Source organism: Apilactobacillus kunkeei (assembly GCF_001421115.1).
GTDB classification, from domain to species: domain Bacteria; phylum Bacillota; class Bacilli; order Lactobacillales; family Lactobacillaceae; genus Apilactobacillus; species Apilactobacillus kunkeei_F.
Genome location: NZ_JXCW01000001.1, coordinates 253,285 through 267,339, shown reverse-complemented (window position 1 = coordinate 267,339; position 14,055 = coordinate 253,285). Strand labels below are relative to the sequence as shown.

Here is a 14,055-nt window from a genome sequence, read left to right as displayed (position 1 = left end):
AAAAAGCCCTAATATTCTCATTCTTAAATATTTCTTAATTATTTTATGTAAGTTTATATATGTATACAAAAAAGAGCCACTGGAATTAACCAGTGACTCTTTTTGTTAGCAATTATTTGATAATTGCTTTGACATATGTCTTGTTAGAAGTAATGTATTCATTCTTACCAACGTATAGACGAGTAATTCCGTGGAATTTAACCACTTTACGTACATGGAATACTTCTCCTCTGTACAATCTTCTTACTGAATTACGTTTAGTGAATGTCTTACCAGTATGGATCAATGTTCCAGTAGGCTTGATTACAGTATACTTCTTGAATTGTTTCTTGTAGTAAGCGTTTTGTACTGCTTGACTTGCAGTTACTACAGCGCCATTACTCAAACGGTATCTTGGGATACGGTTCTTGTAGTACTTCACACCGACTACTCTGAATACAGTTGAATTGTATCTTGCTGAGTAAGCATATTCTCTGATTCTAGTGTGATGAGTGAATTTAACATGGCTATGCGTAAAGATAGTATCTACATTGTAGATGTATCTTGGCATATGTCTCTTCATTTCCTTCTTGTATGTTGCGACGTATGCGCGAGCATAACTTTCAGAATGATGAGTGTAGATGTTCTTAGGAATTGCAACGCGTTCTAGCGCTCTTCTAGTTCCGAACTTCTTACCATGTGCTCTTTGAATCTTGATTTCATGTTTCAAACCTTCTTTGAAGGTGTAGCTGTATAGCTTGTCCTTGTTTAGAAGATCCTTAGCAGAAAGCTTCTTGTTCTTCTTAAGAGTTCTCTTAGCAGCAGCGACACCATTTAGGTAACCGTTGTAACCATTAACGAATGAAGCGTCCTTGGTCTTTAGAAGATCACGGTTGGCCTTAGTATCACCCTTAGCAGCTAGTTTCATACCAGCTAAACCATCTTCAGCAAGTTTGTAGCTTGCCTTGTAGTAGTCGTTGGTTGACTTAGCGCCTCTCTTGTAAAGAGCATCGTAGAAACCAGACTTAGCTTCGTCATATTGTTGCTTGTATGCCTTAGCGACAGCTGGATCTGTGATTGTTGGCATCTTTCTGTTGTTCAAGAAATCGCTAGGAGCTGAAGTATCAGTTGGGATACTTGCTTTACCCTTAGCATATCCGATACCAAATGCGATGTTGTAGTAAGCATCAGTTGAACCAGAATCAGTTGACTTACTGTTGTAACCGTTGTAGAAACCACTTAGGATTCCAGCATAAGCATCACGGTAAGCAACTGGGTCTGAACCATCTGGAACAGGGATTTGAGTTAGGTCAGCTGGTAATTGCTTGTTAGCCTTCGCATCAGCAACAGCTTGAGCAACTGCAGCTTGAGCAGTAGCTAATCCCTTTTGGTAATCAGGATCTGTGCTACCAGTGTTTGGATGACCTTCTGCAACATCTTGTAGGGCTAGTAGATATTGACTAGCTCTTTGACGTCCAGCAACTGAAGCTGGAGTGTTTGAAGTTGCGTCCTTGTCATCGACACCATGTAGTTTGTCTAGGAATGCGTTATTTGCATCCTTGTAACCTTGTGATTGAGCCTTTTGAGCTGCACCAGTTTGACCGTTAGTTGTGTCTGGTTCGTTTGCGTTTGCAGCGTCAGCACCAGCCTTAGCAACTTTTAGACCATCTAGGTAAGCAGCCTTGAAGGCATCACGGTAAGCAATTGACTTGTTACCTAGGTTAGCAGCGATATATGCATCGATATCTTCAGGCTTGATGCTTCCATCAGTAGCAGCCTTGTTGTATCCATCTACAGTACCGTTGAATCCGTCCTTTTCAGCTTGAGGAGCAGCTACATCAGGTTGTTTAGTTGCGTCAGCTTTAGCTTCTGCAACACCTTTAGCAGCATCTTGGGCACCCTTCAAACCAGTTAGGTAAGATGGGTCTTTTGCGATTGGTTGGTTAGCATCGCTGACACGACCACCGTTGTTAACGGCATCTTCATGGCCCTTTTCAGCACGTTGTGCAGCTTCCTTAGCAACTTGACCTAAACCAGCGTTGTCACCTTCAACAGATGGAACGTCGTCAATAGCTTTACCACCAAGGTAAGCATTAACACCATCGGTTGCGGCTTGAGCAACAGCAGCCTTAGCCTTTTCATAGTATACCTTGTAAGCTTGAGCATTAGCTGGATCCATGCCTGCAGCGGTTGGATCTTCCTTAGCATTACCGTTGTTCTTCAAGTAGTCATTGATAGCGTTTTGAGTTGCTTGGTAAGCAACTGAACCCTTATCAATACCATTGTGATCCTTTAGTTCTGGATCCTTGTTTGCAAGAGCATCGTTGTATGCCTTGTTTGCGTCAGTTCTTGCTTTTTCGTAAACAGCTTTAGCAAGTGCATTTGGATCATATGATGAACCGTTATCGTTAGTGTCAGTTGCACCATTAGTTGATGCAGTTTGAGCACGTGATAATGCGTTCTTGTATGCGGCAGCATATACAGGATCCTCAGCAGATAGTTGACTTGCAGTTAATGGTTGTTGACCATTCAATACAGCGTTGTATGCATCTTGAGTTGCGTGGTATACGTTACCAGCATCTGTATTAGCATTGTCACCAGCGTATTGAGCATCCTTAGCAGGATCGTTTGCTTGAGCATCAGCTAAAGCGTCCTTAGCATTTTCTAGACCCTTGTTAAATGCCTTATCTGCAGCAGTAGTTGCGTTTGGTTTAGCTAATGTTGAAGCGTTTGCAGTTGAGTTGTTGTCATTGTTATCAAACAATGCTTTAGCACCATCAGAAGCATTTTGTCTACCTTCAGCTAATGCCTTTTGGTAAGCAGCTTCGTATACTGGGTTGTTATCAGAAGTTGCGTGATCTCCTGGCTTAGCATTGTCCTTACCAGCAACATCGTTAAATGCGGCGGCAGCACCCTTAGCAGCTTCATCACCATTTACAGAACCTGTATTTGGATTTGAAGCTACAGAATCTGGGTTAGTTTGAGCATCATGATAGCCTTCTTGAGCATCGTTGTAACCTTCTTGGTTAGCAACTGCATCTACTGACTTGTTGTTAGGGTCAGTAACGTGGTTACCTTCCTTACCATCTGAAGCGAATGATTTGGCACCATCTTGAGCCGCCTTGTCAGCAGCGTGTTGAACAGTGGCATAAGCATCAGCGTAAATTTGAGCGTATGGTTTAAATGCATCAGGTACTTGACCTGCATTTGTAACCTTATCTAATCCATTCTTACCATCTGCTAATGCAGCCTTAGCGGCAGCAGCAGCGGCTTTAGCAGCACCTTGTACGTCTGGATCAGTTGATGATTCATAAGAAGTAGGTTGAGCATCGTCACCGTTATTTAGAACGTTGTCACGAGCAGCGGCAGCAGCCTTAGCCATATCAACACCCTTTTGGTAACTTGCATCTGGATTGCTTGAGAAGTCACCTGATGGGTTATTGATAGCAGCTTGGTAACCAGCAGCAGCTTGGTTGTAACCATTGCTGTGAGCATTCTTAGCGGCTTGTGCATCTTCAGTTGGGTTAGCTGCAGATAAACCTTGTGCAAAGTCTTCAACACCAGCATGTGCAGCAGCCTTAGCATCTGCATTAGCCTTGTCGTAAGCAGCCTTGTAAGCAGGACTTACGTTGGTTGGTTCGTTAGTAGCACCAGTCTTACCGTCAGCATAACCAGCCTTAGCTCCAGCGTATGCTTGAGCTGCAGTGTCATTGTTAGGAACGAACTTACCATCCTTGGTAGTACCATATTGGGCATCCTTGGTTGGGTCGTCTAGCTTAGCATCTGCGATACCCTTAGCAGCCTTAGTAGCAGCATCGTTGTAAGCAGCTTGTTCCTTAGGTGTAGCGTTCTTGTAGGCATTTGAGTCAGCAGCCTTAGTAGCAGTACCACCGTTTGCAGCAGTGTCTTGAGCTGCGTTATCTACAGCGGCCTTGTACTTGTCGTATGCGGCATCAAATGTCTTATCGTATTGATCAGAAGGAGTAACACCATTTGGAGTTGGGTAATGACCGTTTACCTTTTCAGGTTTACCGGTACCGTTAGTTGCAGCATTGTATGCTTGTTGAGCAGCTTGGTAACCAGCAGCGGCAATACCAGTTGGTTGTTGTTCGCCATTACCAAATGCGTTAGCACCGTTACCAAATGCGTCACCAGCTGCTTCAATTGCTTGAGCAAATGCAGCTTGCTTCAATGGATCATTTGGATATTTAGATTGTGCAGCTTGGTTAGCAGCGTTCTTCAAGTCGTCACCAGTCTTACCAGCATATAGATCTGGGTGATCTGTGTATTCCGTTTGACCAGCGTCGGCAGCAGGCTTGATGTTGTCATAAGCAGCTTGTTGGTTTGGAGTCAAGTTAGCCTTACCAGTTGAAGTACCATTTACAGCATCTTCAGCAGCCTTTTGGATTGCGGCAGCATCGTCAACACCTTGCTTGTATGCAGGGTTATTAGCTTGCTTAGTAGCATCTGCATGGTTTGCCAATCCATCATTTAAACCAGCAAGAGCATCGTTTTGAGCCTTGTCGTAAGCAGCCTTATCAGCTGGGTTAGTTGGTTGTTCATTCTTGTTACCATTACCAAAGTCAGTTAATCCCTTAGCAGCAGCATCCTTAGCAGCCTTGTATGCTTGAGCATATGCTAATTGATCAGCTGGACTGTATTGGCTTTGATCTGCAGGCTTGTCACTGTTGTTATGGTTGATAGCATCATTGTATGCGTTAGATGCAGCAACATATGCGTCATCCATATCTGACTTGTTGTCAGGGTTGTTGTATCCATTTGCGTTTGCTAGGTCGCTAGCCTTGTTAGGTTGACCGTTTGCAACGTTTTGACTACCTTGAGCAGCAGCGACAGCGTTTTTAACGTTTTGTGCTTGTTGCTTAGCGATAGCATAAATTGGTGACTCGCTCTTTGGATCATTTTGGTCTGAAGCAGGTGTTTGTGAACCATCTTTCATACCAGCCAATGCATCTTTGTAAGCTTGTTCTTGTTTAGGATCAGTGAATGTTTGAGTAGCATTAGCTGGGTCAGTAATGCCCTTAGCAAAGTCCTTAGCGGCAGCTTGGTATGCAGCTTGTAGTGGAGTACCGGCTTGAATACCAGCTTGTTCGTTTGCATTTGAAGAATCTGAACTACCTTGCTTACCACTTAATACTTCAGCCATACCCTTGTTAGTATCGTGCTTAGCAGCATCATATACGGCAGCTAATGCTGGGTCACTTGGACGAGCAGCAGCTGAACTTGGGTTAGCAACGGAATCTTGACCAGCCTTGTTAGCATCTACAGCATCTTGGATTGCCTTTTGGTAAGCAGCCTTAAAGTCAGGACTTTGTTTGTCAAAGTCAGCTGGACGGTCAGCCTTTGTAGCATTACCCTTAGCAGCCTTAACTGCAGCAACGGCAGCAGCGTAACCCTTGTAAGCGTCAGCAGCTGGTTGGTTGTTTGCAATGTCAGAAGGAACGTTATTTGCATCTGGAGTAGATTGTGACTTAGCTTCATTAACACCCTTTTGGTCAGCTTGTCCTTGAGCGTAAGCCTTTTGGAAAGCTGGAGTCTTTTGAGCTAGTGCATCACTACTCATTGGTTTTTGATCACTTAGACCTTGTTCATAACCGTCATTTGCATCAGTAACCCCTTGAGCGTAACTCTTCTTAGCTGGGTCAGTGCTGTTTAGATCAGAAGCAACATCCGCATTTGACTTCTTACCGTTCAATGCGTCGTTTGCACCACGAGCAGCTTCACCGGCTGCCTTTGCATCGTTAAATGCTTGTTGGTCAGCTGGGTCAGAGTTAGTTGGTGTAGCACTTGAATCATCAGCCTTACCAGCGTTGTAACCCTTGATAGCATCGTTAAATGCATTCTTGTATGATTCCTTATCAGTTGCAGGAGTATTTGCAAGTCTTGGGTCATTGTCACTAGTAATTGGTTGTGGATCAGTACCATTAGCAGAAGCGTTGGCTGCCTTGATTGCATCCATTGCATCCTTCTTAGCTAATGCTTGTGAGTTAGCAACCGCATATACAGGTGATTTATCGTTAGCATCAGTTCTACCTTGAGCTCCATCGGCGATTGCCTTCAATGCTTCTTGGTATACTGGGTCATTTGCATTGGCTGGGTTTGAAGCCTTAGTTGGGTCGGTAATGCCATTAGCATAATCCTTAACAGCAGCTTCGTACTTAGCCTTGTCGTTTTGACCAGCTTGTTGACCAGCTTTTTCGTTACCGTTATTAGCATCTGAAACTGGTTTGCCAGTTAATCCTTCTGCATAACCCTTGCTTGCATCACTTCTAGCAGCATCGTATACAGCAGCTTGAGCTGGATCACTTGGACGAGCAGCAGCTGAACTTGGGTTAGCAACAGAATCTTGACCAGCCTTGTTAGCATCTACAGCATCTTGGATTGCCTTTTGGTAAGCAGCCTTGAAGTCAGGACTTTGTGAGTCAAAGTCACTTGGACGGTCAGCCTTTGTAGCATTACCCTTAGCAGCCTTAACTGCAGCCACAGCAGCAGCGTAACCCTTGTAAGCGTCAGCAGCTGGTTTGTTATTTGCGATGTTACTTGGTACGTTGTTAGCGTCTGGAGTTGATTGTGACTTAGCAGCGTCAACACCGGCCTTGTCAGCTTGTCCTTGAGCGTATGCCTTTTGGTAAGCTGGAGTCTTCTTAGCTAATTCGTCGCTACTCATTGGAGTTGTGTCGTTTAGACCTTGTGCATAACCATTGTTTGCATCAGTAACCCCTTGAGCGTATGCCTTCTTAGCTGGGTCAGTACTGTTTAGATCGGAAGCAACATCATCGTTTGACTTCTTACCGTTTAATGCATCATTTGCACCACGTGCAGCATCACCAGCAGTCTTACCAGCATTGAATGCATTTTGATCAGCTGGATCGTTGTTAGTAGGTGTGTCAGATGTGTTGTTCTTACCAGCATTGTAACCCTTGATAGCGTCGTTATAAGCGTTCATGTATGATTGCTTATCCTTAGCTGGAGTTTGAGCTAATCTTGGATCACTTAGGTCAGTGATTGGTTGTGGGTCAGTACCCTTAGCAGCATCCTTAGCGATTTCAGCTTGAGCATCTTTTGAACCTAATGCTTGTGAGTTTGCAACTGTGTATACAGGTGAATTATCACTACCAGTTGTTCCCTTAGAAGCATCAACTAGAGCATTAAGAGCTGATCTGTAGACAGGGTCTGACTTCAATGATGGGTCAGTTGAAGCATTTGCTGGGTCAGTAATACCCTTAGCAAAGTCAGCTAAAGCATCATCATATTTTTGCTTGTCAGCAGCACCCTTTTGGTTACCTTGAGTTTCGCTAGCGTTATTGCTGTCTGATACTGGTTTACCAGTTAATCCTTCGGCATAACCCTTTTGAGCATCATTTGCAGCAGCCTTGTAAACGTCGGCTAAAGCAGCAGGAACTGGGGCTTGAGTGTTTGTACTATCTGGAGTTAATTGTGAAGCAATACCTTGCTTAGCAGCTTGCTTAGCATCTTCTAAAGCAGCGTTGTAAGCGTTGTTGTATGATGCAGGTTTGCTTGGATCATTGCTTTCAGGTAGTGAGTCTAGGTCCTTACCCTTAGCAGCCTTAACAGCGGCAATCGCTGCAGCAGCACCCTTAGCGGCATCTGAGCCATCAGGATTACCGTTTTCAGCACTTTGGAAACCAGCCTTATCGGTAGCACCGGCAGCAGCACCTGTGTTGTATGCATCTGTAGAGTTAGCTGGAGCAGCAGCGTTACCCTTCAATGCGTCAACATAACCTTGCTTAGCATCGTCGTAACCCTTAGTAAAGTTAGGATCGCTTTGGTTGTTAGCCTTACCATCTGTAAATGTCTTAGCACCTTGAACCTTTAGTCCATCAGCCTTGGCAGCTTCGAATGCAGCTGAACCAACAGCATCATCCTTGATACCAGCAGAAGCGGCAGTAGCAGTTGGGTCAGTGTTTTGGTATGCCTTAACAGCAGCAGCGTATGCCTTGTCGTATACGTCCTTGTTGTTGGCGTTACCATCACTAGGAGCTAATTGGCTTCCAGTCTTTCCAGCCTTAACGTCAGCTTTAGCTTGAGCAATGGCAGCTTGAGTGTCATCGTAAGCTTTTTGTTCAGTTGGTAAGTCATCGTTACCAGTAGCAGTGTCAGGTCTCTTATCTGCAGCAGCACCATCAGTTAATGCCTTTGCGTAGTTGTAACCTTCAACAGCAGCGGCTGGAGAAGTTGGAGCAGGTTGACCCTTCATTGCAGCTTCATAACCATCCTTAGCAGCGTTGAAACCGTCTAATTGTTTACCAGTTAAACCTTGAGAAGCACTTGGGTCTTCTGGGTTCTTGGCATTCTTAAGAGCGGCGATTCCTTGACCGTATGCGAAACCATCTTTGGTTGCTTGATCAGCGTTAGCTGGAGCTTGGTCAGTTGGTTTAGCCTTTTCACCTTGCGCTTTTCCGTCGTTAAAGTTGTTGTAAGCGTTAGTGTAGTTAGGATCTGTGTTAGTTGTTGAAGCTGGTTTAGCGTTTTCAGCGTCACTTACACCCTTGGCAATGTTGTAACCTTCTTTGTAAGCAGGTGTCTTGTCAGAAGCAGGTGTGTCTGCACTGTTTGGTTGGTTAGCATCGCTAGCACCAGCAGCAGCGTCATCCTTAACGGCCTTGTAAGCTTGACCAGCGGCACTGTTGTCATCAGCTGGTTTGTTAGCAGTTGAACCGTTCTTGTAGTCAGCAAGTGCGTTGTTTACTACTGGAGTAGCAGCGGCAAGTGCCTTCTTGTATGCGTCTTGGTAAGCTAATGATTTCTTAGCTAGGTCAGCATCTGAAATAGGTGCTTTCTTACCAGCAGCAGTGTCATAAGCATCCTTGGTAGCGTTGTAACCATCAGTTTCAGCTTGTGATGGAGCTGGGTTAGTTGGTAAGCTTTGACCATTAGTTGCTAGATTTGCACCAGTTTGTGAATCAGTCTTAGCTTGTTGACCAGCCTTGTATGAAGCAGTTTGGTTTTCAGGAGCAGTGTTGTTTGCACCGTTAAATCCGTCAGCAGCTTGGTCATATGCATTCTTGTATTCAGGATCACTGTTGTTAGGATTCTTTTGAGCACCGTTTAGAGCGTCAGCTGAACCTTTAGCAACGTTGTAACCCATCTTGTATGCAGGTGTTTGGTTTGCATCAGGTGTTGCTGGACTATTTGGTTGACTAGCAGCAGTAGCACCGGCAGCTGCATCATTTTGAACCTTCTTGTAAGCTGCAGCATCTACACCGTTACCTTGAGGCTTGTTAGCTGTTGTACCATTCTTGTAGTCAGCTTCTGCTTGAGCAACAGTGTTGTTTGCAGCAGTTTGAGCAGCCTTGTAAGCATCTTGGTATGGTAGAGATTTTTGTGATAATTGATCGTCTGTTAGTGGAGTTTGTTGACCACTTGCAGCAGCGTAAGCATCCTTAGTTGCTTGTAGACCATCTTTCTTAGCTTGTGAATCATTTGCACCAGGTTGTGCATTGACATCAGACATTGCAGCTTGTTTACCAGCTTGTTCGTCAGTCTTAGCAGCTTGTCCAGCCTTGTATGCAGCAGAGTTCTTTTCAGTATCTGAAGCAGGTTTGTTATTGAAACCATCTTTTGCATCATTGTAACCAGCAAGCGCTTGTGGATCTGATGGAGCAGTTTGACCGTTCAATGCAGCTTGTTGACCACCAGCATATTTTGATTGAATTGCATCATATTGTTGTTGGTATAGAGCTTGAGCTAATGGTGACATAGTGTTTAGAGGAGCATCAGATGTTGATTCCTTCTTACCACTTCTAACATCGTTAACGATTTGGGCGTAAGCAGCTTGACCAGCTTGGTAAGCTGATGGGTCCAAGTTGTTTGGATTGTTAGTTGTACCTTGAGCAGCTTCAACCATTGCTTTTTGAGCATCTTTGTATTGTTGTTGAGCCTTGTCGTAAACTTGTTGACCTGTTGGATCAGTATCAGCAGGTCTATTGTTTGTGTTACCAGCAACTGCATCGTTAAGTGCTTGTTGTGCTGTGTTGTAACTAGCAGCATAGTTCTTCTTGTAAGCAGAATCTTGACTACCATTTGCAACTGCGGCAGCGGCAGCTGGACTTGCGTTTGCAATGTCATTTGCAGCTTGTGAGTTAGCTAGGTAATCTTTGTATGCTTGTTGTAGACCTTGCATGAAGGCACTTGGGTTAGCAGCCTTTTGATATTCTGGTAGTTGTTGAATCTTAGCCAAAAGATCAGGTGTAAGTGTAGTAGGAGCCTTGGTTGGGTCTGTAATTCCTAATTGTTGTAGCAATTGAGGAGTAGCAGCCTTGTAACCACTCATTACACTATCGTAAACACCAGTATAATCATTGTTCTTTTGGTATCTCAATGGATCTTTTGAGTTGGTACCATTTGTGGCATCAGCAATCGCATTGTTTAAACCATCAGTGATATCTTGACCTTTACCACTGTTAACTTGAACAGTTGCGGCAGGGTCTTGAGATAGTGAACCATTTGAACCAGCTGAGTAACCAACGATTGATGAACTGTAGTCACTACCACCAGTAGCACTTGGAGTCGCTGTCATGTAGATACCATTAACACCATATCTCATGTAAATACCAACAGTTTTAATTCCATTAGCTTGAGACTTTGGAATTGTAAAGCTAATAGGAATTTGAGTAACGTTTGATGGTGATGTTGCAGAGTATACGTTGTTATCAACAATTCTTCCGTTACTATCAGTAGCTGGGTTGGAGTATTGAACAGTGTTCCCGTTTGAATCAGTAGTTAGGAATGTGTTCATACCGGAATCATTGTAGTTAGTTGTTGAGTTCTTATCGATACCATATTGTAGGTAAACGTTTTGCTTAGCATAGTCAGAACCATCGTAACCAGCAACCTTAGCAATACCAGAAACAGTGATTGAACCATCACTGTTAGTCTTAGCACTGATTGGGTTAGCGAAGTATACAGAAGGAATACTACTAATGTCTAAAATTTGTCCACCAGCATAAGGTGTGTTATTTGTTGTCTTCAAGTATTGATCAGTTGAAGTGTATTGACTTGATGAGTTCATTTGGTAGTTGTAGTAAATCTTACCATTAACCTTACCAGTGTAGGCGTTAATAGTTCCACCACTAACAAATGGATTGGTGTTGCTACCATTGCTGTTTCTTGCTGAACCAGCATCTAGGATAACGTGACTATCACCAGAGTTGTTAACAATCAAGTTACCGTAAACTAAAGGAACACCTGAACCAGTACCATCTGAGATGGCAGAGATTAAGTTACCACGGTTAGCGACTTGAACAGTACCACCAGCTAGGTAAACTAATCCACCACCAGATGTTGGTCCGCTTGGAGCACGAGAGTCCCCAATGTGGGCCACCTTAACTTGAATGGTACCACCATTAGTTGCCAAAACATTTGAACCAGATTGTACGTATAGAAGTGCGTTGGTTTGTCCGTACATCTTAGGTGATTGGTTTGATTCGATATTAATACGACCACCGTCAACACGAACTCCACCGTTACTACCTACGTAGATACCACCACCGGCACCATATTGTGGGTAAGTGTTGGAGTAATCTGGCATGATGTTCAAGTTGGCGTTCTTGTTAACAGTCAAACTACCATTTTGAATATCGACACCCATTGGGCCACTATCTGAACCGTCATCTCCACCAGTTGCATTACCTCTAGGAATCAATGTCATACTTGAGTCTTCACCTAAGGTAAGGTTACCACCACCAGAGATGTAAACAACGTTAGCCCCAGTATTTGAACCTACTGATCCAAAGTAGTGAGCGCCCTTGTTCAACACCATATTCGCGATTGATAGGTTATTTTGGTTACCTGATCCTTGGGCATTTTGTCCCTTTAAGAAAGGTGAATCGTAAACATCATCACGTTGGAAGACGTTCACATTACCATCAACGTATACGTAGTTACCTTTGGCTGACAAGATTTGTGAACCAACGTAGTTAACGTTCTTGTAGTAAATTGCACCACCATTAGATAGTGAGAATGGACCATAGTAGTTAGTTCCATATAAAGTTTGGAAGTTTTGAACATACAACTTAGTGTTACTTGTTGTAGCAGTATTGAACTTGTATTGTTGACCAGACATATCAGCGATATGGTTTTGACCATCAACAACATAAGTATTACCTTCAACGGCATTAACACTAACATCATTTTCTTGAGCCGTATTAACAGGATGTAAGTCAATATCATTTACCAACTTAATTGTGAAACCTTTGCTTAGTAATGATGAGTTGTTCATAATACCGTCAAATTGCTTACCAGTAGATACGAACACAACGTTTTGCGCTGCTTGGTTTACAACGTCGTTGTATGCAGCGATGTAATTCTTGTCTTGTTTACTTGAGGCATCAATGGCAGAAATTGATTGAACAGAGTTACCACCATTAAATTGAGCTGCAATAGCGGCCTTTGCCCCTAAGTATCCTTGATCGTATGGGTTAGTAGAACTAGTGGTAATGTTGTTATTTGCTAGATAGAAATCTTGGGTTTGACCCTTGGCAGATCCATCACCAATAACCCCTGTCCACTTACCTTTTTCAGCATCTACCATCCCTTGCTTAGCAAGAGCAGCAGTAGTTGCGTACTTGTAAACGTCAGATAATGCACCATAGAACGCTGAATTGTTGGTCTTAACATCTGATTGTGAAGCTACCTTAATGTTAGCGGCACCAGATGTTGCATTTTGACCATTAACCTTAACTGAGGTGTTTTGAGCATTATTGAACTTAAGACCTAAGTCATTTTCGTAGCTAATTACTGAGTTATAAGCATCGTTAGGGTTGTCAGCTCCACCCTTAGTTGCTTGGTAACTGTCATTGTATGAACCAGTGTAAGCAGCTGCTGCTGAAGCATTGTATGAAGCGCTTGAACCTTGGCCCCAAGTTGATTTGTTAATGTTTGGGTTAACTGCAGCTGTTGATCCATTTCCTGAAGTATAGGAAGTGTTAGCTGTGTTGTTGTAGTAGTTGTAATCTTGAGTACCAGTACCATTACCTTGAGTAGCATTTGAGTATGCATTAATGGCAGCTTGGGCACCCGCATAGGCAGCACTGTAGTATGCACCCTGATCAGTTGAGTATGAAGCCATGTTGTTACCATTACTCATAACAACATCATTAATAGCAGCTGAAATTGCAGCTGAGTATTTAGCTTCATATGCTGAACCAGCTTGATAGTTAGCATCTGAAGTGTTGGCATTGCTTGCTGTACTACTGTTCAATGCAGCATAAAAACCGCTACTTGCTTGGCTGTAAGCACTGTTGTATGTAGATTGGTTTACAGAGCCTACGTTTGAAGCAGCTGAACTACCTTTAGCGTAATCACTAATACCTGCACTTACGGCACTTGATGATGCAGCGACACTGTCATCATGTGCTTTTTGTGATGCAGCGACACTAGCAGCAGTTGATGCAGCTGAGTATGCAGTATCGTAGGCGTCTTGATGGTTGGCATAAGAAGCCTTTGACTTATTAGCGGTAAAGTCACTTGAACCTGCGTTAGATGCAGCGATACTTGCTGAAATAGAAGCAGCACTGTATGCAGAATTATAATCATCTTGGTAGGATGATAATGATGCTTTGGCTACTCCTGCAGTTCCATCAGAACTACCTTGATCTTGAGCAGCATCTTTTTGTTTTTGAGCCGCAGCACTTTGTGCGTCAGCTTCTTGTTGTGATTGAGATTCACCGGAGTTTCCACTAGTAGTGGTGGTTGTTCCGTTTGAACCTCCTTGTTGTGTGGATTGTCCGTCAGTATCAGCGTGAGCAACTACTGAAGAAGTAGATGTCATGCCATAGGCGGATGCACCTAAAAGAGCTAAGGTAGCAACGGATACAACGACCCATTGTTTCTTAACTTTTTTCATGACTTTTTTGTCATTTACTTTATTAAATTTGCTCTTATTATATTGCAATATATCATCCCCTAAAATGCAATCTATATAAAAAATATTGTACCAGTCGTCCTAATCATGATACCACTCTTAATGTTTTTTTAAAACTATTTTAATTGAGAATAAAAATCTTAATATTTTCTTTAACTTTTCTTAATATTTTC

1 protein-coding gene is annotated in these 14,055 nt (G+C 43.2%); it reads right to left on the bottom strand.

The features are described from left to right. Positions 1–112: 112 nt before the first annotated feature. Positions 113–13,864, bottom strand: coding sequence for a DUF5776 domain-containing protein (locus RZ55_RS01055; protein WP_143444165.1), 13,752 nt, complete (start codon positions 13,862–13,864; stop codon positions 113–115). Between the last annotated feature and the right edge of the window lie 191 nt (positions 13,865–14,055).

Excerpts from the sequence above, each read along its gene's own strand:
- RZ55_RS01055 (WP_143444165.1), bottom strand. The coding sequence starts at position 13,864 with ATGAAAAAAGTTAAGAAACAATGGGTCGTTGTATCCGTTGCTACCTTA.